23 protein-coding genes are annotated in these 24,222 nt (G+C 65.6%); 11 read left to right on the top strand and 12 right to left on the bottom strand.

The features are described from left to right. Positions 1–24 precede the first annotated feature (24 nt). From JN531_RS01940 to JN531_RS01915, 6 genes are all read left to right on the top strand, one after another. Positions 25–594 carry a MotA/TolQ/ExbB proton channel family protein gene (locus JN531_RS01940; RefSeq protein ID WP_228347173.1) on the top strand — a complete coding sequence of 190 codons (570 nt, stop codon included), beginning with the start codon at positions 25–27 and terminating at the stop codon, positions 592–594. 6 nt (positions 595–600) lie between these two features. Next, entirely contained in the window at positions 601–1,014 is a 414-nt protein-coding gene (locus tag JN531_RS01935; RefSeq protein WP_228347172.1) for an ExbD/TolR family protein, read from the top strand. Between the two features lie 41 nt (positions 1,015–1,055). Beyond that, on the top strand, positions 1,056–1,466 hold the full coding sequence (locus JN531_RS01930; protein WP_228347171.1) for an ExbD/TolR family protein: 411 nt from the start codon (positions 1,056–1,058) through the stop codon (positions 1,464–1,466). A 9-nt stretch (positions 1,467–1,475) separates the two neighbouring features. Next, positions 1,476–2,078: an energy transducer TonB gene (locus JN531_RS01925; protein WP_228347170.1), complete on the top strand. Its 603-nt coding sequence runs from the start codon at positions 1,476–1,478 to the stop codon at positions 2,076–2,078. Between the two features lie 4 nt (positions 2,079–2,082). Beyond that, positions 2,083–3,594: a tetratricopeptide repeat protein gene (locus JN531_RS01920; protein ID WP_228347169.1), complete on the top strand. Its 1,512-nt coding sequence runs from the start codon at positions 2,083–2,085 to the stop codon at positions 3,592–3,594. A 188-nt stretch (positions 3,595–3,782) separates the two neighbouring features. Beyond that, a complete protein-coding gene (locus tag JN531_RS01915) occupies positions 3,783–4,994 on the top strand; it encodes a GGDEF domain-containing protein (RefSeq protein WP_228347168.1) in 1,212 nt (403 codons plus the stop codon). Here the strand turns inward: JN531_RS01915 and JN531_RS01910 are convergent. The 10 genes from JN531_RS01910 to JN531_RS01865 form a co-directional block, all read right to left on the bottom strand. Continuing rightward, positions 4,943–6,220 carry an MFS transporter gene (locus JN531_RS01910; RefSeq protein WP_228347167.1) on the bottom strand — a complete coding sequence of 426 codons (1,278 nt, stop codon included), beginning with the start codon at positions 6,218–6,220 and terminating at the stop codon, positions 4,943–4,945. The two genes, JN531_RS01915 and JN531_RS01910, sit on opposite strands and share 52 nt — an antisense overlap. A 31-nt stretch (positions 6,221–6,251) precedes the next feature. After that, a complete protein-coding gene (locus JN531_RS01905; RefSeq protein WP_228347166.1) occupies positions 6,252–7,412 on the bottom strand; it encodes an OprO/OprP family phosphate-selective porin in 1,161 nt (386 codons plus the stop codon). A 30-nt stretch (positions 7,413–7,442) separates the two neighbouring features. Continuing rightward, entirely contained in the window at positions 7,443–9,059 is a 1,617-nt protein-coding gene (locus tag JN531_RS01900; RefSeq protein WP_228347165.1) for a glycine betaine uptake BCCT transporter, read from the bottom strand. Between the two features lie 130 nt (positions 9,060–9,189). Then, on the bottom strand, positions 9,190–10,083 hold the full coding sequence (locus JN531_RS01895) for a carbon-nitrogen hydrolase (protein ID WP_228347164.1): 894 nt from the start codon (positions 10,081–10,083) through the stop codon (positions 9,190–9,192). Between the two features lies 1 nt (position 10,084). Beyond that, complete coding sequence (locus JN531_RS01890; RefSeq protein WP_228347163.1) at positions 10,085–11,113, bottom strand: agmatine deiminase family protein; 1,029 nt, start codon at positions 11,111–11,113, stop codon at positions 10,085–10,087. A 34-nt stretch (positions 11,114–11,147) separates the two neighbouring features. Then, entirely contained in the window at positions 11,148–11,483 is a 336-nt protein-coding gene (locus JN531_RS01885; protein ID WP_228347162.1) for a hypothetical protein, read from the bottom strand. 86 nt (positions 11,484–11,569) lie between these two features. Further along, entirely contained in the window at positions 11,570–12,385 is an 816-nt protein-coding gene (locus JN531_RS01880; RefSeq protein WP_228347161.1) for a M23 family metallopeptidase, read from the bottom strand. A 1-nt stretch (position 12,386) separates the two neighbouring features. Continuing rightward, complete coding sequence (gene thrS / locus JN531_RS01875) at positions 12,387–14,297, bottom strand: threonine--tRNA ligase (RefSeq protein WP_228347160.1); 1,911 nt, start codon at positions 14,295–14,297, stop codon at positions 12,387–12,389. Between the two features lie 98 nt (positions 14,298–14,395). Next, positions 14,396–15,682, bottom strand: a complete 1,287-nt coding sequence (locus JN531_RS01870) for a succinylglutamate desuccinylase/aspartoacylase family protein (protein ID WP_228347159.1) — start codon at positions 15,680–15,682, stop codon at positions 14,396–14,398. Between the two features lie 477 nt (positions 15,683–16,159). Further along, a complete protein-coding gene (locus JN531_RS01865; protein WP_228347158.1) occupies positions 16,160–16,450 on the bottom strand; it encodes a sll1863 family stress response protein in 291 nt (96 codons plus the stop codon). A gap of 150 nt (positions 16,451–16,600) precedes the next feature. Here JN531_RS01865 and JN531_RS01860 point away from each other — a divergent pair, with 150 nt between their 5' ends. Genes JN531_RS01860 through JN531_RS01850 form a run of 3 tightly spaced genes read left to right on the top strand, consistent with a single transcriptional unit; the run spans position 16,601 to position 20,830 of the window. Beyond that, positions 16,601–17,848 (top strand): lipoprotein-releasing ABC transporter permease subunit, encoded by a 1,248-nt coding sequence (locus tag JN531_RS01860; RefSeq protein ID WP_228347157.1) that lies wholly within the window; start codon positions 16,601–16,603, stop codon positions 17,846–17,848. Continuing rightward, positions 17,848–18,540 (top strand): lipoprotein-releasing ABC transporter ATP-binding protein LolD, encoded by a 693-nt coding sequence (lolD, locus tag JN531_RS01855; RefSeq protein WP_228347156.1) that lies wholly within the window; start codon positions 17,848–17,850, stop codon positions 18,538–18,540. Before JN531_RS01860 ends, lolD begins: the two co-directional genes overlap by 1 nt. A gap of 7 nt (positions 18,541–18,547) precedes the next feature. After that, positions 18,548–20,830, top strand: coding sequence for a DNA internalization-related competence protein ComEC/Rec2 (locus tag JN531_RS01850; RefSeq protein WP_228347155.1), 2,283 nt, complete (start codon positions 18,548–18,550; stop codon positions 20,828–20,830). A gap of 5 nt (positions 20,831–20,835) precedes the next feature. On the opposite strand, the gene hisI is transcribed toward JN531_RS01850, so the two are convergent. Further along, entirely contained in the window at positions 20,836–21,312 is a 477-nt protein-coding gene (hisI, locus tag JN531_RS01845; RefSeq protein WP_228347154.1) for a phosphoribosyl-AMP cyclohydrolase, read from the bottom strand. Positions 21,313–21,374: 62 nt separating this feature from the next. Between hisI and JN531_RS01840 the strand changes: the two genes are divergently transcribed. Further along, the gene (locus JN531_RS01840; RefSeq protein ID WP_228347153.1) at positions 21,375–21,830 is read left to right on the top strand and encodes a transcriptional repressor; all 456 of its coding nucleotides are present in this window, start codon (positions 21,375–21,377) and stop codon (positions 21,828–21,830) included. Between the two features lie 37 nt (positions 21,831–21,867). Here JN531_RS01840 and JN531_RS01835 read toward each other — a convergent pair whose 3' ends face one another. Next, positions 21,868–22,710: a 6-carboxytetrahydropterin synthase gene (locus JN531_RS01835; protein WP_228347152.1), complete on the bottom strand. Its 843-nt coding sequence runs from the start codon at positions 22,708–22,710 to the stop codon at positions 21,868–21,870. Positions 22,711–22,777: 67 nt separating this feature from the next. On the opposite strand from JN531_RS01835, the gene gltX reads away from it, so the two are divergent. Further along, positions 22,778–24,199, top strand: a complete 1,422-nt coding sequence (gene gltX / locus JN531_RS01830; protein WP_228347151.1) for a glutamate--tRNA ligase — start codon at positions 22,778–22,780, stop codon at positions 24,197–24,199. Positions 24,200–24,222: the final 23 nt, after the last annotated feature.

Genomic DNA, 24,222 nt, shown 5'->3' with positions numbered 1-24,222 from the left:
GACGCCTGAAAGAGAGTTTCCGGAATGCTCCAGTATCTGAGCCCATCGTTTATCGCCGGTGCGATCGGCGACTACCTGGAGGCGGGTGGCCCTGTGGTCCTCGCTCTCCTCGTCGCCACCTTCCTGCTGTGGACCCTGATCATCGAGCGGTTGATCTACTTCGCCTCCACCCAGCGCAAGCTGGTGAAGGCGAAGCAGGATCGCTGGGCATCACGCCAGGACCACAGCTCCTGGGCCGCGCACGCGGTCCGTGAGCGGCTGATCTCCGAGCAACGCCTGTCCAACGAGCAGTTCCTCGCGGTGATCCGCGTGCTGATTCTGGTGACACCGTTGCTCGGTCTGCTCGGCACGGTGACGGGGATGATCGAGGTGTTCCAGGTGATCACCTCCACCGGCGCCTCGAATGCGCGGCTGATGGCGTCCGGTATCTCCAAGGCGACGGTGCCGACCATGACCGGTCTGGCGATCTCGCTGTCGGGGCTGTTTCTCATCAACATTCTGGACCGCCGGGTCTCGCGCAGCCTTGCAGCGCTTGAAGACAGTCTGGATATCCAGGTGCAACCCAAGGCCGCTCCGGCGCGCCAGGAGGCCTAGATCACCATGGCACGTGCACGTCGTGTGACCAGCCAGCAGGAAGATGCGGAAGTCAACATCACCCCGCTGCTGGATATCGTCTTCATCCTGCTGATCTTCTTCATCGTGACGGCCACCTTCCTGCAGGAAGAGGGCATCGGCCTGACCAGCCCGGAGGAAAACCCGCCGGAGCAGCAGACCAAGCCCCCCCCGACGCTGACGCTGTCGGTGCAGAGTGACGGCTTTGTCCGCGTCGACAACCTGCGCCTGATCGATGCGCGATCGGTAAAGCTGGTGGTTGAGGAGTTCACCGCTCGCGAGCCGCGTGGGGTGGTGCTGGTAAGCGCCGCGCCGGATGCCAGGGCCGCCATCACCGTTACCGTGCTGGATGAAGCCCGACAGGCCGGTGTCGAGCCCGCCGTGGCCCTGCAGAAGCAGTAGCGCGTTGGCGCTACCTTCATAAACACAAGGATTTGCCTCAAATGCTGAGACGATCAAAGAGGGTGACGGAGAGCAACGAAGAGGACGTGAACGTCACGCCGTTGCTCGACATCGTCTTCATCATGCTCATCTTCTTCATCGTGACTGCCACCTTCATCAAGGAGCCCGGCGTCAAGGTGGAGCGCCCCAATGCGGTGTCCGCACAGGATCAGAAGCTGGTGTCAATCCTGGTGGCGATCACCAATAACAATGAGATCTGGATCAACCGTGAGCAGGTTCCGTTGGAGAGCGTGCGCGTCACGGTCGAGCGGTTGCGGCGGGAGAACCCGCGTGGCAGTGCGGTGCTTCAGACCGATGGTGCAGCTCACACGCGCTTCATGATCGAGGTGCTGCAGGCGATTCGCGCTGCCGGTGTAACGGAAACCGTCGCTGTGTCGACGAAGAAAAACTAGGAGGCGGACATGAACGTATTTGCACGTTTCGCATCCGGCCTGCCCGGTGCCTTCATCGTTACCACCATTCTGTTTCTGATTCTCGCTGCGATGATCAGCCAGCGCCAGGATATCGAGCTGAGTGAAGACCGGTCGGTGGACATCAACGTCACCCGTCAGTTGCAGGACACGTCGATCCAGCAGCAGCAGGAATTCCAGCGCCCGGTGCTGGATGAACCGCCGCCGCCGCCGCCGTCGGTGACCGACAACACCTTCCGCCCCAGCGTGTCGGCGCAAATTGGCGAGATTCCCGACTTCTCGCAGGCCGAGCTGGATATCGGCACTGGCTTCAACCCGGACCGCGATGCGCAGCCGATGGTTCGCATTCCGCCGCGCTACCCGGACATGTGTCAGTCGCGTGCGAAGTCATTTGAATCGGTGGTGGTCGAATTTGACGTGACGCCTGAGGGCGCAGTGGTCAATGCGCGGGTACTGGATACCACCAATGCCTGCTTCGAACGCGCTGCGTTGCGGGCGGTCGAGCGCTGGAAGTACCAGCCGAAGATCGTCGACAACCAGGCTCAGCCACGCTTTGGCGTGCGCACCCAGATCACGTTCCAGCTCGGAGAGTAACGGGATGGAACCGATGACCGGCATGAACATGCAACGAATGAGAGCAATCGCCAGCGCCCTTGCGCTGTTGCTGGGGGGCGCCATGATGGTAGCCCCACAGCTGACCTGGGCCCAGGACAAGGAAGACGAGGAGAATCAGCCGGCTGAATCGCTGAACCCGATCGTCGCCCGTGAACTGTTGGCCGCCTACGAGCTACTGCAGGAAGAGAAGTTCCGCGAAGGTCTGGTCATTCTCGACAAGCTGGTGGCTGACCGGGGCGCCGACATGAAGCCCTTCGATTTGGCATCGGTGCTGCAGATTCGTGGCTCCGCGCGGGTCAACCTCGACCAGTTCAAGGGCGCGATTGCCGACTTCAAGAAGGCCTACAGCCTCAACGCTCTGCCGCGTGCGCAGAACCTGCAGCTGTTGTTCAACGTGGCACAGCTGGAGTTCCAGGCCGAGAACTACAAGGCGGCAATCACGCATCTCGAGAGCTGGTTGAAGGAAGCGGATGATCCCGACGCCAATGCCTATTACCTGCTGGCCGCTGCCTACTTTTACGAGAAGAACTTCAAGTCGGCGCGATCGCCGATCGAAAAGGCTCTGGCGTTGGTCAAGGAGCCGAAGAAGCAGTATTTCGATCTCGCCAACATCATCTATGCCGAGCTGGGTTTGGTGACGCCGCGTATCAATCTGCTGGAGCGGATCATCGAAAACTGGCCCGGCGACAAGGGCTACTGGAAGCAACTGGTCGGCCTGTTCATGGAACAGGACCGTCGCAAGGAAGCCTTCGTGACGCTTGAGGTCGGCTATCGCAGCGGAGTCATTGACGACGCCGCCGACATTGCCGCCCTGGCGCAGTTCTATTCAGTGTTCAATAACCCGCATCGCGGTGCGCAGATGCTGGAGAAGGAGATTGCTGACGGCAGGGTCGAGAAGACGGTCGACAATCTCGAATTGTTGTCGCAGCTGTGGAGCCAGGCTCGGGAACACAAGAAGGCGATTCCGGTGCTGCAGGAGGCTGCGCGGTTGTCTGACACCGGCATGCTGTCGTACCGCCTCGGCCAGACCCTGTTGGCCGATGAACAGAACGAGCAGGCCGAGCGGGCACTCGAGGCGGCGATCAACAAGGGCGGTCTGACCGATTCGGCGACGCCTGATGCCTGGATGCTGCTGGGCACCGCTCGCTTCAATCAGGCGGGGCCCGGCGACAAGGCCAAGCGCACGGATGCCGATGAGGCCTTCCGCAATGCCCAGCGCTACAACGCGACCCGCAAGCGGGCTGGGGAATGGCGCGGTTACATTGATGCCATCAACAGCACCGAGGCCAGGCAGGCGGCGCTGGAAGCGCAGCAGAAAGCCGAATTGGCCGAGGCTGCACGGGAGCGCGAGATCGCCGGCTGCCGTTCGCAGCAGATTTCGGGCGGTGAAATCACCGACGAATGTATCGAGTTGCTTCAGCGTCAGGAGGACGGTGCCACGGAGGCGCCCGCGGCTGACGCAGGAGAAGAAGAAGGGGCCGAACAGGTCCCCTGAAGGTGTGACGTATTGACGGCCCTGATCAAGGATGATCGGGGTCGTTCCTGTCACACCGCGTGGGCGGAGCGCAAATTCGCTTGCGGGGCGCCCTCCGCTGTTGCACGCTTAGCCGGTCATCAACTTTGGGGCCGCCGTCCGCGTGCGTCGCTGGTGCTTGCCAGGGTGTGCCGGACTTCCTCCGCCGCATGCAGGTTTCCTCCCTCTCGCTGGACGCGTTACAGCACGCCCGCCGCCACCTGCGGCAAAAGCTGATCTTTCCGCCGGTGATCGAACCGGCATACCGTGCCACCCAGGATGCGCGCCATCGGCTGCCGCGGGTGATCCTGTTTCTGGTCGCGGCCCTGGCGTTTGCCCTGGCGCCGGTCTACGGCCCCGCGCTGTTCCAACCAACCGCCGAGGCGCTGCCGCTATTGCAGCTGATCTGGTTGGCCTGGGCGTTCCCGGCATTGGCGCTGGCAGCGGTCGCCACGTGGCGGGGCTGGCCCCAGCAACTGACCTTTCATCTGCACACGGCGGCAGTGCTCAGTCTGTGGGCGGTGGTGCTGCTGTGCAGCCTGTTCGCGCAGCTTGGCTGGATGGAGTATCCGGTGGGCCTGGTGGGCGTCAGTGTGTTGGCGGTGGCGGTCTTCGGCGGGTTCCGTACGCGGCGCTTCATCATCGGCAGCTGTGCCACCTTGGGTCTGCTGCTATGGATGCTCTGGAGCCTCGAAGGCCAGCCGAAAGCGGCTTCGCGAGAGACCTATCTCATCGTCATCATGTGGATCATTGCGGTGGGCGGCATCGTGTCCCTGGACATGCTCAGCCGCGCCGCCTGGATCAACCACGAGTACGCCCGGGCATTGTCGCAGCGGGATGGCCTGACCGAGCTGCTCAACCGCAAGACCTTCAACGACCTGTTTCAGCGGGTGGTCGCGCAGGCAGCACGTGAGCGGCGACCGGTGGGACTGGCCTTGCTGGATCTCGATCATTTCAAGTCGATCAATGATCGCTTCGGTCACCTCAAGGGCGACGAGGTGCTGGTGCTGGCGGCGCAAGCCATTGCCACTACAGGGGGGCAGCGGCCGCTGGACCTGCAGGCCCGCTTTGGTGGTGAGGAGTTCGTACTGATGTGGTACGACCTGCCGCGCGACCTGTTTGTCGAGCAGGTGGATCGGTTGCAGGCCGCAATTCGCGCGGTCCGCTATGAAGTGCCCGGCACCGACCGATCGATGCACCTTACCGGTAGCATCGGTGCGGTCTGGACGGTGCCGGCGGCGGCCCACCTCGGCACCGAACTGCTGCGCACAGCCGATCATCTGCTGTACGACGCCAAAGCAGCCGGACGCAATCTGACCCGGCTCGAGACCTATCCCTTGCCCGATGTCGACGGCGGCTCCGGCGTCGGCGCCATGTCCTGAGGTCGGTCTTCGCCGGTCGACGCGATATCAAGCGCTCCAGGGCTGGTACGGATCAGTGCGACGAAGGGCAGCGGATGGCTGGCAATTCGGTCCATCAGGCGGATGCGGTAGAGCGCGAAAACCGCCAGGCTGGCTGCGGTCACGGCGAAGAACAGCAGCAGCCCCGCGGCACCCAGTCCGGTCATCAGCAGGCCGGCGGCGGTTGGGCCAATGGCGGCGCCCACGCCATAGACCAGCAACAGCCCTGAGGAGGCTTCGAGGATCGCATCCTGTGACACGAAATCGATCAGGTGGGCGACGCTGATCGAGTACAGCGAGAACGCGCCGCCGCCGAACACGAACATGGCGACCAGCACCGGCCAGCCCGGCCCGGCGTTCCAGGCGGCTGCGGCGGTGACCAGGGCCGTGACCAGGCTTGCAGTGGCGATCACCCTGCGGCGGTCGGTACGGTCGGACCAGTGGCCCAGCGGCCACTGCAGGGCAGCGCCGCCGAGGATGGTGAGGCTCATGAGCAGGGCGATGCCGGTCCGGTCCATGCCAAGCTGTTGCGCCAGCACCGGCCCCATGCCCCAAAAGCCCCCGAGCATCAGACCTGAGGCGAAGGCGCCGACCACCCCCACCGGCGCACTCCGGTAGAGCGCCCGTAATCCGAGACGTGGGGCGCGAATCGGTTCGGGTTGCGCGGTCCGTGTCAGGGTCACCGGCACCAGCGCGATAGAGAACAGGATCGACACCAACCCGAACAGCACCAGCGGGTTGTCGGGCTGCAGCAGAATGAGGCCCTGTCCGGCCGCCAGCGCCAGCAGATTCAGGGCCATGTAGACCGCGAACAGCCGCCCCCGCTGTTCGCTGCTGGCCTGGGCATTGAGCCAGCTCTCGATCACGGTGTAGAGCCCGACCAGACAGATGCCAGTGATGACCCTGCCCAGCGCCCAGGCCCAGGGTGTCACCCAAAGTCCATGAACGATGGCGGTGACCGACGCCAGCGAGGCGAACATCGAGAACGCCCGAATGTGGCCGATACGTCCGATCAAGCCGGGGACCCAGAGCGTGCCCACGAAGAAGCCGACGAAGTAAGCCGACATCACCAGACCGAGGGTGCCGGTGCCAAACCCTGCCTGATCGCCGCGCAGCGCCAGCAGGGTGCCCAGCAGCCCGCTGCCGAGCAGCAGTAACACCACGCCCAGCAGCAGGGCGGAGGCATTGCTGGCGACCGCGCGGACCATCAGGTGTCTGCGGCCGGCAGGTCAACAGACATCAGAAGTAGTAGCCAACGTTGATATTGAACCGGGTGCTGGTGCCGCCCCCGTCTGCGCCCAGCGTGCCGCCGATGAAGGGCTGGTTTTCGGCAGTGACGAGATCGACATAGGTGAAGAGGCCGCCGGCCGCGATCGACATGCCGAGCACGTTCATGAAGGTGTCGTCGAGGTTGCCGGCCTTGGCCGTCATCAGACTGTAGTCGTTGTAGAACGTCAGTCCGGTGATGGGTCCGATCTTCACAGGCAGTGCGTAGGCGAGGTTGGCGGTGTAAAGCGTCGCACTCGCCGGAATGGTGTCGAAGAAGGCGTAGGCGCCCACCACAAGAGCATCGCCGCCGGCATCCAGCTCGTAGTCGTAGCGGGTTGCCTGCAGCATCAGGTTCCAGGGGCCGAGATCGGCATTGGCGTGGGCTGCGTAGGCGAGCGTGTTGCCGACATCGTCGCTGGCGTCATACAGCGTTCCGCCCAGGGCGGACAGTCCGACATCCGCTTTCAGCCCGGTGTCGCCGCCCAGGGTCCACGCGAGGCGCGCCGCCAGTGTGTTGCCCTCGGCAATGCCGCTGGCGGGCGCGTCGAACGTGCCTTCGCCCGGCAGCCGGACGCCGACCACGTCGTAGGAATAACGCTCGGACCGGTCGGTGACATAGCCGTCGATCCCGCCTTGCTCGTCATTCTTGAAGAAGCCCAGCTGCAGGTTCAGGTCGCCCAGGGTGCCGTGGAGTACCGCGCCCATGTCGTAGTCGTCCTCAAGCCCGACATAGTACGTGGTATCGAAGAAATACGAATGCGAGTTGTAGGGCTGGTTGCCGAACGGCACCCGGGTGATGCCCAGTTGCCCCTGCCAGTGTTCGCTGAAGTCGTAGCCCACCCAGGCATGGTGAATGACCTGCATGTACTGGTAATAGCGCCACTCGGCCGACAACGTGACGTCGCCGACGGTGCCATCGAGGTTGAGCCGGAACGTATCGAAGTCGAAGTCGCCGCCCCGTTCGCGATTGTCGGCATCGTAGTCTTCGATGCTGTACTGCACCCGCACGGCGCCACCGACACGAATGCCTTCATCCCCGTCTTCGGCAACTGCCGGTAACGGGAGGCAGGTGAGGGCGGCGAGCGCCAGAATGCCGCCGACGGGTGCTCGCATCCGTTGGATGATGTTCATGGTGAATCCCCTCTTGTCGTTATGGTGTGATCAGCCTTCGCGCGGGTGCTCGATATCGCCGAAGGTCTCCTTCGGCGCATCCGCTTCCCGCTCACGCACGGTGGGCGTGATCGGTTCGTGGCGGAAGGCCTTGAGCAGCGATACGCACATCAGCACCATCACCACCGAAAACAGCAGGCCGGTCGCGATGGAAGCGGTCTGCAGTGCCCCCAAGCCGCCCGCGACGAGCAGCACCGCAGCCACCACGCCCTCCAGAACCGCCCAGAACACGCGTTGCACCCGTGGCGGGTCGAGTTCACCCCCCGAAGTCAGCATGTCGATGACCAGACTGCCGGAGTCCGACGAGGTGACGAAGAATGTGACCACCACCACTGTCGCGACGGCTGCAGTCAGGCCGGCCAGGGGCAGCTGATCGAGGGTCACATAGAGCGCGGTGGTGAGGTCAGCCTGTACCGCTGCGGCAATACCACCATCGTGCAGAAGCTCGAGGTTCAGGGCCGTGCCGCCAAACACCGACAGCCAAAGGAATGTCACCAGTGTGGGCACGAACAGCACGCCAAGGGTGAACTCACGAATGGTTCGGCCTCGCGAGACCCGCGCGATGAACATGCCGACGAAAGGTGCCCAGGCGATCCACCAGCCCCAGTAAAAAATGGTCCAGCTGCCTGCCCAGCCGCTGTTGCCGATGGTGTCGGTCCAGAAGCTCATCAGCACCAGATTCTGCAGGTAGCGGCCGGTGGTCTCGACGAAGGTATTGAGGATGAAGATGGTCGGCCCCAGGACCAGAATCAGCGTGACCAGACCCAGGCTGAGCCAGATGTTCAGCTCGGACAGAAACTTCACGCCCTTGTTGAGCCCCGCGACCACCGAGGCGGTGGCGATGGCGGTAATGACCGCGATCAGCCCCAGCTGGATCGGCAGGGATTGCGGAATGTCGAGTAGGTAGGCAAGCCCGGCATTCACCTGTTGTACGCCCAGGCCGAGCGAAGTGGCGACGCCGAACAACGTGCCGAATACCGCGATGGTGTCGATGACGTGCCCGGGCCAGCCATAGATGCGATCGCCGAACAGTGGGTAGAACGCCGAGCGGATCGACAGGGGCAGCTTGTGGCGGTAGGCGAAGTAGGCCAGTGACAGGCCGACGATGACGTAGATTGCCCAGGCATGCAGCCCCCAGTGGAAGAAGGTGGTGCGCAGGGCGACTTCAGCGGCACGGGCGGATTCGCCTTCGGCCCCGAAGGGCGGCGTCACGTAGTGATACATCGGCTCGGCGATGCTCCAGAACAGCAACCCGATGCCCATGCCCGCCGAGAAGAGCATCGCGAACCAGGAGAAGTAGCCGTATTCCGGCTTCTCGTGTGGGTCACCGAGGCGGACGTCACCGTAGCGCGACAGCAACAGCCACAACACGAAACCGACGAACAGGCTGGTGACCAGGATGTAGTACCAGCCCAGATAGCGGGTGATGCCGCCCTGGATCGCGTTGAACAGGGTCTCCGCCGGCTCGGTAAACAAGCTGCCGAACAACACGAAAACCAGCACCGACAGTGCCGCAGTGATGAACACCGGCGGGCTGACGCGGGGGAATGGCCCGACACGACGGATACTGATCGCGGTCGGATTCGGGTTGGGACCGGGCTCGGCCATCGGAGTCTCCTCAGTAATGGGGAAACCGACAGGCAACGATAGACACGCTCGGGACCGCACCCGTCAATTTCTTGTTGGGTGGCCGAGGGTAGCAGTTCGGGGCGGCAGCGTCGTCCCGCGACGGGCGGTATCAGTCGCGAAAGCGGCGGGTCAGATCACCGTAGGCGTCGATACGGCGGTCTCTGAGAAAGGGCCACCAGCGGCGAACGTTCTCGCTGCGCGTGAGGTCCACCTCGGTCACCAGCACGTCCGCCTCCGCGCCCGACTGCGCCAGCAGTTCGCCTTGCGGCCCGGCGACGAAACTGCTGCCCCAGAAGCGACTGCCCGGCCACTGACCGGTAGGATCGGCCTCGAAGCCGACCCGGTTGGCCACCAGCACCGGCAGGCCGTTGGCCACGGCATGGCTGCGCTGGATGGTGATCCAGGCGTCGCGCTGCCGTGATTGTTCGTCGGCATCGTCGTCCGGGTTCCAGCCGATGGCGGTGGGGTAGAGCAGCAGGTCAGCGCCGGCCAGTGCCATCAGCCGCGCGGCCTCGGGGTACCACTGATCCCAGCACACCAGGACGCCAAGTCGCCCTACCGAGGTCTCGACCGGGGTGAAGCCGAGATCGCCGGGGGTGAAATAGAACTTCTCGTAATAGCCGGGATCGTCGGGGATGTGCATTTTTCGGTAGGTGCCAGCCAGCGTACCGTCCTTCTCAAGCACCACCGCGGTGTTGTGGTAGAGACCGGGCGCGCGGCGCTCGAACAGCGAGCCGACAATGACCACACCATGCTTCTTTGCCAGCTTGCCGAGCCAGGTCGTCGACGGACCGGGAATCGGTTCGGCGAGGTCGAACAGGGCAGTGTCTTCATGCTGGCAGAAGTAAAGCGAGGTATGCAGTTCCTGCAACAGCACCAGTTGGGCACCGCCAGCCGCAGCGGCACGGATGCCGTCCTCCGAGGCCTTACGGTTGAAGTTGCTGTCGGCGGTGCAGGGCTGCTGGACCAGGCCGACGCACAATGTTTTCGGGCGTGCGGGCATCTCAGGCTCCGGTGGCATCGGGAATCTGCATGGTCACACAATGCAGGCTGCCGTACTGGTGAATGAGGGCGACGCAGTCGACGCCGACGATCTCGCGGCCGGGAAATGCCGGGGCCAATGCCGACAGCGCTTCTCGGTCGCGCTGGTTATCACCATAAGTCGGGACCAGCACCGCCGCGTTGAGGATGAGGAAATTGGCGTAGCCGGCAGGCAGACGGCGACCGTCCTCATCGTGGATGGCCGGCGCCATCGGCAGCGGAATCAGACGGTACGGTTGCCCATTGGCCTGTTTGAAGGCGCGAAGTTCAGCGGCCATGGCGGCGAGATCGTCATGGTGCGAGTCGGTGCGATCATCACAGGCCTGGTAGGCAATGGTCTGCGGGTCGCAGAAGCGCGCCAGGGTGTCGATGTGACCGTCGGTGTCGTCACCCAGCAGATCGCCGTGCTTGAGCCACAGCATCCGGTTCAGGCCAAACCAGTGCGCCAGCTTCTGTTCGATGACATTGCGGCTGAGTTTGCCGTTGCGGGTGGGCGCCAGCAGACAGCGCTCGGTGGTCAGTAACGTCCCCTGACCGTCCGACTCGATGCCGCCGCCTTCCAGCACGAAATCGAGCGATTCCACCGGCGCCGTCAGCGCCCCGGCGGCAGCGAGCTGACGGGTCACGGTGTTGTCGAGCCGGGCATCGAACTTGCCGCCCCAGCCGTTGAAGGTGAAGTCGAGGTGCACCGGGTGACCGTCGCGCAGGACCGTGATCGGCCCATGATCGCGGGCCCAGACATCGTTGGCGCGGACCGCCACCACCGCGAGCCGGTCGGCCGGAACCCCGGCGTTCTCGAGCCGCCGTTTCAGGGGACCGGCATCACCTGGTGCGGCCACCAGCAGGGGCTGGAAACGGGTGATGGCACAGGCAAGATCCACGAAGGTCGCCTCGACGCGATCGAACCAGCGGGCGAAATCGCCGTCCGGCCGCGGCCAGGTGAGCTGGATGCAGGCTTGCGGCGCCCACTCGGCGGGCAGGACGATGTTCATCAGGGGGCTCTCGGACGCCCGCAGGCGCGGTTCATCAGGGTTGGGTCGCGCGCAGCGCATCCACATTGTGCAACGGCGCGGGCGCACCTTTGATCACCGCGTCGATGACGTGGTCGTTCTCAAAGAAGACGGAGTAGCCGGGGTAGTCCCAGCGGGTGATCGGTGGTCGCTTGGGGTGACCGCCGCCCACCGGTGCGTGTTTTTGCATCGGCATGCCGAGGCGCGCTTCGACCGATCGCATCGAACTGCCACGGGCTGGCAGTTGGCTGCGGATGGCGGCCACGGTGCTGTCGTCAGGCAGCGTGAGCACCTCGGCCGCGGCAGGACCGGCGAGGGCGGCGGCGAACAGGGCACAGACCAGCAGACGCATGGGACGGCTCCGAAGCAGATTCGAGTTGATCATAGCAGCCGGCTGCGCCTGCCAGCGGGCCGCCATCACGTCGGGGGCGCCCGGGATTATTTCGGCTGCGTTCGCGCCGGAACGGCCTCGACCAGCAGGGACGGGTCGAAGCGAACCGTGTTCCAGTTGGCCCGCCAGCACAGGTGCGGGCCGGTGGCACGACCGGTCATACCGACAAGGCCGATCACCTGACCTTTTTCCACCCGATCGCCGACCTCCACGTCCAGCCGCGACAGGTGCAGATAGGTGGTGGAAATGCCAAGGCCATGATCGAGGATGATGGTGCCACCGGTGTAGTAGAGATCGGGGTCCGCCATGGTGACCACGCCGCCCGCGCTGGCCTCGATAGGGGTGCCTTCCGGCGCCGCGATGTCGATACCGAAGTGGGGTTGCCGGGGGACGCCATTGAGAACGCGTTTGGCGCCGAACTCGCCGGAGATGCGGCCCTGCACCGGCCACTGGAAGCCGGCACCGAAGTCCTGTTGGGCGCGGCGCGGCGCACGCGCCTTGCCGACCTCGCGGTTGTCGCGGGCAATGCGGTCGAGCACCGCCTTCGGCGGGGTCACCATCGCGCCGGGCAGACCGTTGATGCGGCTCTCGGGGTAGTCGCGCGCCGCCACCGGGAACTCGTGTCGGCTGACAATGCCGTCCGGGCCGGTGGTCGACAGCACCGCCGCCAATGGGGCATCGAAGCCGAGACCGAAGGCGAAGGCGCCGTCTGCGGTGACTGCGACCTTCTGCCCGTCGATCCGGACCTGGCTGCCCGGCTCAACGGTGCCGCTGACGTAGCCGCCCTGAATCCAGCGACCGTTGACCTCCAGCGCGGTGGCGTGGGTGGCGGCAAGCAGCAGGGCGAGGGCGATCAGGCGCATGTCAGTGCAGGGTCTTGAGGCGTTCGAGGGCGTCGGCAAGCGGTAAGGTTTCCTGCCGCTCTTCACCGCGGAAGCGCAGGGTGACGGTTCGCTCCTCGGCTTCCTTGCGGCCCACCACCACGATCACGGGAATCTTCTGCAGCGACAGCTCGCGGATCTTCTTGTTGATCTTCTCATTGGTGAGGTCATGGTCGGCGCGCACGCCGACGGCAACGAGGGCAGTCGTCACTTCGCGCGCGTAGTCGTCGGCGTCCGAGACAATCGGTGCCACCACCGCCTGCACCGGGCTCAGCCAGTACGGCAGCGCACCGGCGTGATGCTCGATGAGGATGCCGGTGAATCGCTCCAGCGAGCCGAAGATGGCCCGGTGCAGCATGATTGGCGTGTGGCGGTTGCCGTCTTCGCCGATGTACTCGGCATCCAGTCGGCCGGGCAGGTTGAGGTCGACCTGGATGGTGCCGCATTGCCAGTCGCGGCCGATGGCATCGCGCAACACGAATTCCAGCTTAGGCCCGTAGAAGGCGCCTTCGCCGGGGAACAGCTCGTACTCGATTTCCATTGATTTCAGGGCATCGGCCAGCGCCGTCTCGGACTGGTCCCAGAGGGCATCGGCGCCGATGCGCTTTTCCGGTCGCGTCGACAATTTGATGCGAACATCGTCGAAGCCGAACTCGCGGTACTGGGCCAGCGTCAGCCGGGTAAAAGCCACGCATTCGGCCTGGAGCTGGTCCGGGGTACAGAAGATGTGGCCGTCATCCTGGGTGAAGCTGCGCACGCGCAGCAGGCCATGCAGTGCTCCCGAAGGCTCGAAGCGGTGCACCTTGCCGAACTCCGCCAGGCGCAGCGGCAGGTCGCGGTAAGACCGGGTGCCCTGGTTGAACACCTGTACGTGACCGGGGCAGTTCATCGGTTTCAGGCACAGCGTGCGGTCTTCATCGCGCTCGGTGGAGAACATGTTCTCGCCGTAGTTCTGCCAATGGCCGGAGGCTTCCCAGAACGCCTTGTCCATCATGTCCGGGGTGTTGATTTCCTGATAGCCGGCCTCGAACTGCTTGCGCCGCATGAAGCCGATCAGGGTCTGGAACAGGGTCCAGCCGCGGGGGTGCCAGAACACTGATCCGGGCGCTTCCTCCTGCAGGTGGAACAGGTCGAGCTGGCGGCCGAGGCGACGGTGATCGCGCTTCTCGGCTTCTTCGAGCATGCGCAGGTGCGCCTTCAGCTCGTCATCGCTGGCGAAGGCGAGACCATAGATGCGTTGCAACTGGGCGTTGTTCTTGTCGCCGCGCCAGTACGCGCCGGACACCTTGACCAGTTTGAACGCCGTGCCCAGGCGACCGGTGGACGGCAGGTGCGGCCCCAGGCACATGTCCAGCCACTGGTCGCCCTGACGATAGATGGTGAGTTCTTCGTCGGCGCTGATGCCGTCGCGGATCCATTCGGCCTTGAACTGCTCACCGTGGGCCTGGAAATACGTCACCGCCTGGTCATGCGGCCACACTTCACGGGTGATCGGCAAATCGCGTTTGACGATGTCACGCATCCGTCGTTCGATCTGTTCGAGATCGGCTTCGGTAAACGGCGTATCGCGGGCGAAATCGTAATAGAAGCCGTATTCGGTCGATGGCCCGAAGGTGATCTGGGTGCCGGGAAACAGTTCCTGCACCGCCTGCGCCATGACGTGCGCGGCATCGTGACGGATGACTTCGGCTGCGGCCGGTTGATTGCGGGTGACGATGCTGATGCGGGCGTCACGGCTGATCGGGCGCGTGAGGTCCCAGAGTTCGCCATCGACGTCGACGACAACTGCTTTCTTCGCCAGCCCCGGCGAGATGCCCTGGGCGATATCGAGGCCGGTCACCGGCGCGTCGAAGGACTTGACGTTGCCGTCCGGGAAGGTGATCTGGATGCTCATGGAATCTGCGATGAGGGCCGCGAGGGGCGGCGGAAACCGGAAAGCGGCCAGTATACCGGCCCCGCTGTCGCGACCCCCGGCCCCAACCGCCTCACGATTCAGTCGGGCCGCTCTTCCTCGTCGCTGAGAGCACTATCGCCGACATCCGCGGGTGGCGCATCGGTTTCCGGTGCGACCTCCATGTCGGGGGGCGCGAGATCCGACTGTTCGGTGTCATCGGCCGCCGCATCGGACTCGGTGCTCTCTGCGGGGTCGGCGGTCGCCAACTCCTCTTCGGACCGCTGGATGCCCACGTGGTATGCCGCGAATCCGGGGATTACCGATTGGTTGAGGGCCATACCGAGAACCCGGCCGTCGAAGGGCGCGCGGATCTCGTTGCGGCGATTGGTAATGGGATCGGTCACTTCGCCCAGCACCTGGTCCTTGATCACCCGGGCGCCCAACGGCACCAGGCTGGTGAGGATGCCGCCATCGTTGACCCGCAGCCAGACGGACTCGTAGTAGATCGGTTGCGGCTCACCCCAGAGGCGGAAGCGCGGCACCATCTTCAGGTGGTTGAGCAGGCTGCGCAGCGCCCGGACACCATGGTCCACCTCCTCGCTCTGGAAGCGCATCGGTTCCCCCGCCTCCAACGTGATGGCAGGAATGCCGATATCGGTGGCGGCGCGGCGCAGCGACCCTGGCGGGCCCTGACTGCTGAGCACGGCGGTGGCGCCGAAACCCTTGGTCAGATGTACGACCGAATCGATGCCGAGGTCGCCACGCACCTGCGGCAGGTTGGTGCGATGGAATGAGCCGGTGTGCAGATCCACCAGGGCGTCACAACGGCGGATGATGCCGTTGAACAGGGAATGGGCGATACGAGCGGCGGCGCTGCCGCGGGCATGCCCGGGGAAATGGCGGTTGAGGTCGCGGCGGTCCGGCAGGTAGCGCGAGCCCTGACGGTAGCCCTGCAGATTGACGATGGGAACGCCGATCACGGTCCCCGTCAGCTCCTCAGGGTCGATGCCATAGAGCACCCTGCGAACCATTTCGATGCCATTGACCTCGTCGCCGTGGATGGCGGCCGTCAGGCACAAGACCGGCCCGGGACGACTGCCGTGGGCGATCAGTACCGGGGTGGGCTCTGCCAGTCCGGTAAAGGAGTCGCTGGCATACCAGGACAGGCGACGGCGGTTGCCGGGCGGCACTTCGGTGTCAAGCAGGGTGAATGGCAGTACCGGCTCGGGGGTCGGTGCGACGACCGCTGACGTGTCCGGGTCGGTCAGGGCGTGTATCGGCGTCGGCTCTGGCGGCACCTCGCCCGATACGGTCCCGGGCAGCCGTGTCTCGGCTCCGGGCGCACCCGTCGTGGCTGCGGGTGACGACGAAGGCGATTGGGTCACGGCCGGGGGCGGTACGGGTGTCAGAGACGGCGCCGGTCGCGGGGTCGTGGTGGGGCGGGGTGTCGGGCTCGTCGGCGGGACGGGGAACCCGGTGGGAGATTCGGAGGGCGGCGCATCTACCGTCGCGACCGGCAATGGCTCCGGCAGGGGTGTTGCGCGCGGCGACGGCGACGGCGTGGTCGACGGCTCCGGCGTGTTGGCGGAGGGCGGCCTCGGGGTCGTAGTGGGATCGGACGTGACCGGCCGCGAGTCTGGGGGAGGCGGGACCACGGGTGCCGGCGAGGCGATCGCGCCGACGGGCGTCGCCACCCGTTCATCCGCTGTTTCGTTGGCCCGAAGCGGGGCGCTGAGCAACAGCAGGAAGAGCAGAGAAAGACGCAAGTGCAGCGGCATGGACGGGCAACCGGTGGCGCGGGTCAGAATCATAGCGAGACCGGCCCGTCCCCGGCGATGGGACGGGCCGGCGGCACGTGGGTATCAGGTGCGGAAGCGTTCCAGCGCATCCTTGATGCCGCTGCTGAGATCGGCCCAGGCCTGTTCGCTGCGCGTCTTCAGCTGTTCCCAGTTGTCCTCACCGGCCTTGCGCAGTTCATCCAGCTGGTCGCGCGCGTCATCGCGTCGCGCCCGCAGGCGGTCGAGCTGATCGAGCAGATCCAGCTTGGCCTCGGCGCTGGCATCATCGGCGCGCGCGCGGAGCTTGTTGATGTCGGCTTTCCAGGCGTCCAGCTGGGCTTCGAATTTCTGGATGTAGGCGTCTTGACGGTTCATGGCGATCCTCGTTTTCGGTGGATGTCGTTACTACCGGGTTCAGAGGCCGGCGGGCGCGGAAGGTTCCGTGACGCTTGATTGACATGATGCCGATACCGGCGCTGCGTTGGCCGCCAACCGGGCCCCGGGCCTGTGGTCTAATGCACTGCTATGGGCATTCCCTACGAGCTGTTCGCCGGGCTCCGCTACACGCGGGCGAAGCGACGCAACCACTTCATTTCATTCATTTCGGCGGCCTCGATGCTGGGCATTGCCGTGGGCGTGACAGCGCTCATCACGGTGCTGTCGGTGATGAACGGCTTCGAACGGGAATTGCGGGTGCGGATTCTCGGCATGGCCTCGCACGCCACCATCTCGGCGGTCGACGGGCAGCTCAATGACTGGGCTGATGCCGCTACCCTGGCCGAGGCACACCCGGAGGTGCAGGGCGTTGCCCCCTACATCGAAGGCGAGGGCATGCTGCGGGTCCGTAACGAATTGTCGGGCACGTTGCTGCGCGGCGTCCTGCCGGCGCGCGAGCCCCGCGTCTCGGATATCGCCGACAAGATCGAGAGCGGCCGTTTCGACGCGCTGGTGCCGGGTGAGTTCAAGATGCTCGTCGGCCGCGAGCTGGCGCAGGCGATGGGCGTGGGCGTGGGAGATTCAATCGACCTGATGATTCCGCAGGCCGCAGTCACGCCGGCCGGCCTGCTGCCGCGGTTCCGGCGGTTCACGGTGGCCGGCATCTTCCGCGTCGGCATGTACGAGTTCGACCGCGGCATGGTGTTCGTGCACCTCGCCGATGCGCAGGCCCTGTTGCGGATGGGCGAGGGCGTCACCGGGGTCCGCCTGAAGCTCGATGACCTGTTCCAGGCGCCCCGGGTGTCGCGCGAGCTGGCCGGCGAGTTGCCGGGTGTCTATTACGTCAGCGACTGGACCCGCCAGCACGCCAATTTCTTTCGCGCGGTGGCCACCGAGAAGATGGTGATGTTCATCATCCTGTCGCTGATCGTCGGCGTGGCGGCGTTCAATATCGTCAGCACGCTGGTGATGGTGGTGCAGGACAAGCAATCGGACATCGCCATTCTGCGGACCCTCGGTGCCAGTCCGCGGTCGGTGATGGCGATCTTCATGGTGCAGGGGGCGCTGATCGGCGTGTTCGGCACCTTGCTCGGCGTGGCCGGCGGCGTCGGCCTGGCACTCAACGTCGAGCGCATCGTGCCGCTGCTCGAAATGTTGATGGGTCAGCCGGTGCTGTCGCCCGACGTTTATTACATCTCTGACCTGCCGTCGGAACTGAAAAGTACCGACGTCATCCGCATCGGGTTGCTGTCACTGACCCTGGGGCTGTTGTCGACGCTGTATCCGGCCTGGCGGGCGTCTCGCGTGCAGCCGGCCGAAGCGTTGAGGTACGAATAGTGGACGCCGATTCCATCATTCTCGACGCCCGCGGCCTGAGCAAGGTGTTTGATGATGGCCGGCTCAACCTCAAGGTGCTCGACGCCGTCGACCTCACCGTGGCCCGCGGCGAGCGTATCGCCATCGTTGGCGCCAGTGGTGCCGGAAAGTCGACCCTGTTGCACTGCCTCGGCGGGCTTGATGCGCTGAGCAGTGGCGAGGTCCGGGTGGCCGGTGAGCCCATGCATCGGCTCAGCGATGCTGCACGCGGCGTGCTGCGAAATCGCCGTCTGGGGTTCGTCTACCAGTTTCATCACCTGCTACCGGAATTCACCGCGCTTGAGAACGTGGCGCTGCCACTGCGGATCCGTCGCCGCCCACGGGCCGAGGCCGAGGCGACGGCGGCCGATCTTCTGGCCCGGGTCGGACTGGGCGCGCGACTGCAGCACAAGCCCGGTGAGCTGTCCGGCGGCGAACGTCAGCGCGCTGCCGTGGCCCGGGCGCTCGTGACACGACCGGACTGCGTGCTCGCCGACGAACCTACCGGCAATCTCGACGCCCGGACTGCCGAGGCGGTGTTCGAACAGATGCTCGCGCTCAACCGCGAGTTGGGGACCGCCCTCATCGTGGTGACCCACGATCTGCGGTTGGCCGCACGCATGGATCGCGTCCTCCGGCTGGAAGCCGGACGTCTGGCGCCCATCACCCTCTAGCTGCGCAATGTCGCCGCGGGTCATCGTAGCCTTCACCCTGGGCTGCGCCTGCGTGTTGTGGGCACCCGACCGTTGGCCATTGGCGGTGTTGTTGCCGGTGTTGCTGCTGGCCCTTCTGAAGCCCATTCGCCCCTGGGTGCTGGCGCTGTTGATTGGCGCATTGTGGACCGAGTGGCAGGTTAGCCAGCGGCTGTCCGACCGGTGGCCCACCCCTCGTCATGGGGAAGAGGTGCAGTTGCGTGCGGTCGTCTCGGGGCTGCCCGAGCGTCGCGATGGCGCCGGCGGCCCGATCTGGCGCTTCGCGCTGCATCCCGATGCCGCGGCCCGGGCTGACGGACTCCCGGCCCGCCTGCGGGTCAGCGGCTATGGCATTCCAGAACAGGTGGCGGTGGGCGACTGCGGGATATGGACATTGCGGGTGCGCAGCCCGCGCGGCTCGCACAACCCCGGCGGGTTCGATTACGAGGGGTGGCTGTTCCGCGAAGGGATTGGCGCGACGGCCACGGTCCGTGCGGTATCGCCATGTGCGGAGGCGCCGACACTATCGCCGATGATTCGAGTGCACCGGCTGCGCGCGGCACTACTGCAACCCGTGGAGACGGTGCTGGCGGAACACCCGGGGCAGCCACTGCTGGCGGCGCTGGGCTTGGGGGACGGGCGTGGGCTCGGTGCGGACCACTGGAGCGTGCTGCGGCAGACTGGCACCAGCCATCTGGTGGTGATTTCCGGGCTGCACCTGGCGCTGGTCAGCGCGCTGGCGTTTGGCCTGCTGCGGGTGCTCTGGCCGCTGTTTCCGGCGTTGGCCTTGCGTTGGCCAACCCCCTGGGCGGCGGGTTTGGGCGCAGCGCTGGTGGCCACCGCCTACGCGCTGTTGGCGGGCTTGCAGACGCCAGTACTGCGCGCGCTGCTGATGGTGTGGCTGGGCCTGTGGTTGGCCTGGCGTGGGGGCTGGAGGATGCCGTTCAGGTCGTTGCTGTGGGTCTGGGGCGTGGTGGTGGCGGTGGATCCGGTGGTGCTGCTGCGACCGGGTCTATGGCTATCCTTCGGTGCCGTGGCCGGCATCCTGTGGTTGACGGCGCTGCGGGTCAGGCGGCCGTCGGCATGGCGGGTGTTCCTCTTCATACAGCTCGGCCTGGGCCTGCTGCTGGCACCGCTGACCTTGCTGTTCTTCGATGGCGCCACGTTGCTGTCGCCACTGGCGAACCTGATCGCCGTGCCGGTGTTTACGGTGCTGACGCCCATGGCGGTGCTCGCGGTGTTGATGGCAGCGGCCTGGCCGCCGGTCGGGTTTTTCCTGCTGCGATGGGTGGCCGACCTGCTGGCGCTGGCCTGGCAGGGGCTGGTGCTGTTGTCGGATACGCTGCCGGGGGCGTGGTGGGCGGCGTCGCCGGGCGTTGGCGCCGCCTTGCTGGCGCTGGTCGGAGTCATCCTGCTGCTGGCCCCGCGCGGGGTGCCCTCCCGGGCGCTTGGCCTGTTGTGCTGCCTGCCACTGCTGTGGCCCACGTCGACCGCGCCGACGCGGGGCTTCTCATTGGCGATGCTGGATGTCGGCCAGGGGCTGTCGGTGGTGATTCGCACCGCCCGACACACCTTGGTGTACGACGCCGGTCCGGCGTGGTCAGACGGCTTCGACGCCGGGGCCGGGGTGGTGGTGCCCTATCTGCGGGTCCGCGGGGTCGGCCGTATCGACCGGTTGCTGCTGTCACATGGGGACCGTGATCACGCTGGCGGCGTGCCGGCGGTGCGGGCGGCGCTGCCGGTGGCGTCGCTGTTGGGTACGGCCGACAGCCCTCGCTGCGAATCGGGGCATGCGTGGGTCTGGGACGGGGTGCGTTTCACGGTGCTGCATCCGTCGCCCCGTGCCGGGCCTCGGCGGCGGGATCGCAACAACGACTCCTGCGTGTTGCGCGTCGACGGGCCACAGGGCAGCGCGCTGTTGGCAGGCGATATCGAGGCACTCGCCGAACAGGCGCTGCTGATGCGTCAGGGTGCAGCAGCGCTGCAGGCCGAGGTGTTGGTGGCGCCACATCATGGCAGCCGGACATCATCAACCGCGGCGCTGGTGGACGCGGTGGCACCCGACTGGGTCTTGTTTGGCGCCGGCTGGCGGCATCACTTCGGGCATCCGCATCCGACGGTGGAAAAGCGTTGGCGCGATGCCGGGAGTCGTATCGGCATCACTGGCGACGCCGGGGCCCTGGAGGTGCGCTGGGACGAAGACGGACAGCTGCAGACGCAAGCCTGGCGACAGGTGCACCGGTGGCGATGGACCGCGCCGATACAACCCTGATCAGGTCAGAGGATCGTCGGGTTGGGCGCGTCGCCGTAGACGGCCTTGGGGTCGAAACTCTTTTCGTCTTCCTCGTACTGCAAGCGGCGTTCTTCCGGACCCTCGCCGGTGGGCACCGAGCGGTAGAAGCAGGAGCGGTAGCCGACGTGACAGGAGGCGTCGCCATTGACCGAGACGCGCAGCCAGATGGCATCCTGGTCATCGTCGATGCGCAGCTCTTCAACCTTCTGCACCAGGCCGCTGGTGGCGCCCTTGTGCCACAGCACCTTGCGGCTGCGCGACCAGTAGTGGGCCTCGCCGGTGAGAATGGTCTTCTTCAACGCTTCGGCGTTCATGTAGCCCAGCATCAGTACTTCGCCGGTGCCGTAGGCGGTGGTGATGCAGGGCAGCAGGCCGTGCTCGTCGAACTTGGGGGCCAGCTCGTGACCTTCCTCGACCTGTTCGATGGTGAGACGGGAAAAGAAGCGGACATCTTCAGCCATGGCAATCGACTACACGCGGTCTGCGCAGCGGCGCGGGGGCGCGATTGTAATACCATAGCGGCATGAAGGCGACGCAGGTTGAATCCGACGCGCTCTCGGTTGCCGAGGCCGAGGCGTTCTGCCGGTCGCGCGGCGCACGGTTCACGCCCATGCGGCGGGAGGTGTACGCGCTGATGCTGTCGGAGTCGACGGCCCGGTCGGCCTACGATCTGCTGGATGCCATGCAGCGGCGGCTGGGTCGTCGGCTGGCACCGCCGACGGTGTATCGGGCGCTCGAATTTCTGCTGGTCCAGGGTCTGATCCACAAGTTGGAAACCACCCATAGCTACCTGCCCTGCGCCCACCCCGGTGCAGCCCATCAGGGGCTTTACCTGGTTTGCACCGACTGTGGCGTCACCGAGGAGCTGGAGGATGAGGCGGTGAATGGCCTGTTGCGCGACCGCGCGCACGCCAGCGGTTTCGCGCCCAGGCGACAGGTCGTGGAATTGCAGGGCACCTGCGCGCGTTGCCGACCCTGAGGCAGAGGCCCCGCAGCAGCGGGGCTTCCACATGCACTCAGGTCTGGCGGGCAACCGCCCCCTTGCGGACACCTTCAAACGCCCGCACTTCGATCGTCTTCCCGGGACGCCGCCTGGTGCAGTCCGCCAGCAGCCAGTCGGCGATACATTCCACGGTGCTGTCGTGGTCGATCAGCAGGCAGTGATCGACGGGCAAGGACAGGGCGTATTGCCCCTCGGGGGCCTGGTATTCGAAGTCGATGCGGTCAGGGCCGAGCTGTCGTACGTCCTCGCGGCTGCCGACATAGATGTCGCACCAGCTGGCGGCAATGCCGGCTTCAAGCGCCGGGTCGCGCGCTCCGTCGACCCTCACCTCCACCCGCGACCGATGGCCATGGGCGATCCGCTGGCACGGTCCTTCGTGTTTTTTCAGGCCGTGAACGTAGTGATAGTGGGCGCCATCGATGGCCTCCTGCCGCAGCTGCAGCCCGATGCGCTGCACCGAGTCCGGCACGGTCGCCCGCAGCACCGCCTGCAGGTGCGTGGCGACCGCGTCGACGCTGACGGTGGCCACCGGGAGCCGGGTGAGCGCAATGGGCGGCGATACATGGGTGATGGCGCCGCGCGCACTCTCGAAGCGCAAGCGGATGCGACCATCCGCCAGGGTTTCCAGGCGCAGGCCGGGGGCCTGTTCGGGCACGATGAGCGTGTGATCCGGGCCGTCGTCGATAGCGCGTTTGATGCGCCGCTTGACCTCGCCGAAATCGAGCACCATCGACTGTGCGTCGAGATCGCCTTCCAGTTCCAGGTCGACGATCCAGCTTTCGCCCACCAGGCCACGATCGGCGTCGAGATAGGCGCAGTCGATGACGGTGAGGTGGTCGACGAAGAGGCAGGACATGGGGGGTCGGGGTGGGCGCAGGGGCAGTAGTTTAGAATCTGCGGCCCTCAAATTGCGCCCTCTTGCCATGACTGTCACGCGTTTTGCCCCCTCGCCAACCGGCTATCTGCATATCGGGGGTGCCCGCACGGCGCTGTTTTCCTATCTCTACGCGCGCCGAAACGGCGGGCAGTTCGTGCTCCGCATCGAAGATACCGACCGCGAACGCAGTACCCAGGCAGCCGTGGATGCCATCTTCGAGGGCATGCACTGGCTCGGGCTGAAGAGTGACGTCGAGGTGGTCTACCAGACCCAGCGCTTTGACCGCTACAAGGCCTTGATTGCGCAGATGCTGGAAGCCGGCACCGCCTATCGCTGCTATGCCAGCAAGGACGAGCTGGACCAGATGCGCGCCGAGCAGCAGGCGCGCAAGGAAAAGCCGCGCTACGACGGCCGCTGGCGTCCGGCACCCGGCAAGACATTGCCGCCACCACCTGCGGGGGTCGACCCGGTGATCCGCTTCTGCAATCCGCTCGAAGGCGAGGTGGTGCTGAACGATTTGATCAAGGGTGAGATGCGTTTCGCCAACACCGAGCTGGACGACCTCGTGATCGCCCGCGGCGACGGCACGCCGACCTACAACTTCTGTGTGGTGGTGGACGACCTCGACATGGGTATCACCCATGTCATCCGGGGCGATGACCACGTCAACAACACACCGAAGCAGATGAATATCTTCAAGGCGCTCGGTGCCGAGCCGCCGGCCTATGCCCACGTGTCGATGATCCTCGGCGGCGACGGCGCCAAGCTTTCCAAGCGCCACGGCGCGTTGGGGGTGATGGAATACCGCGCCATGGGCTTTCTGCCGGATGGCCTGCTCAACTATCTGGTGCGGCTGGGCTGGAGCCACGGCGATCAGGAGCTGTTCACCCGTGCCGAGATGGAACAACTGTTCGACTTCGACCACGTGTCGTCCAGCCCGGCACGCTTCGACATGGAAAAGGCCTACTGGGTCAACCACCAGTACCTCAAGACGGCGCCGATGGAGGTGGTGGTGCCGGAGTTCGACTGGCACCTGCGACGGCTGCAGCTCGACCCGGCAGCGGGCCCCGCACTGGAGGCCGTGATCGACGCCCAGCGCGAGCGCTGCCGCACCCTGGCGGAGATGGCCGAGAAGTCGGCGTTCTTCTTCCGTGAGCCCGAAGGCTATGTCGAGAAGGATGCCGCCAAGCACCTCACCGACGCTGCCGTGCCGGTGCTGGAAGCCCTGATCGCGGGCCTCGATGCGCTGCCCGAGTGGTCCGCCGAGGCGGCCCACGGGGTGGTGCAGGTGGTGGGTGAGCAGCTGGGCGTCAAGCTCGGGCAGGTGGCGCAGCCGTTGCGGGTGGCCTGTTGCGGCATGGCGATTTCTCCGCCGATCGACCAGACCCTGCTGCTGCTGGGGCGCGAGCGTTCTCTGACCCGTCTGCGGGCCGCGCTGGCCTGGATCGCCGGCCCGACCGACGGCTGAACCATCGCCCCCGGCGGGGCGCC

It is taken from the genome of Flagellatimonas centrodinii, assembly GCF_016918765.2.
GTDB classification, from domain to species: Bacteria; Pseudomonadota; Gammaproteobacteria; order Nevskiales; family Nevskiaceae; genus Polycyclovorans; species Polycyclovorans centrodinii.
Note: the sequence above shows the minus strand (reverse complement) of the source record. Positions and strands in the feature narration are given on the sequence as shown.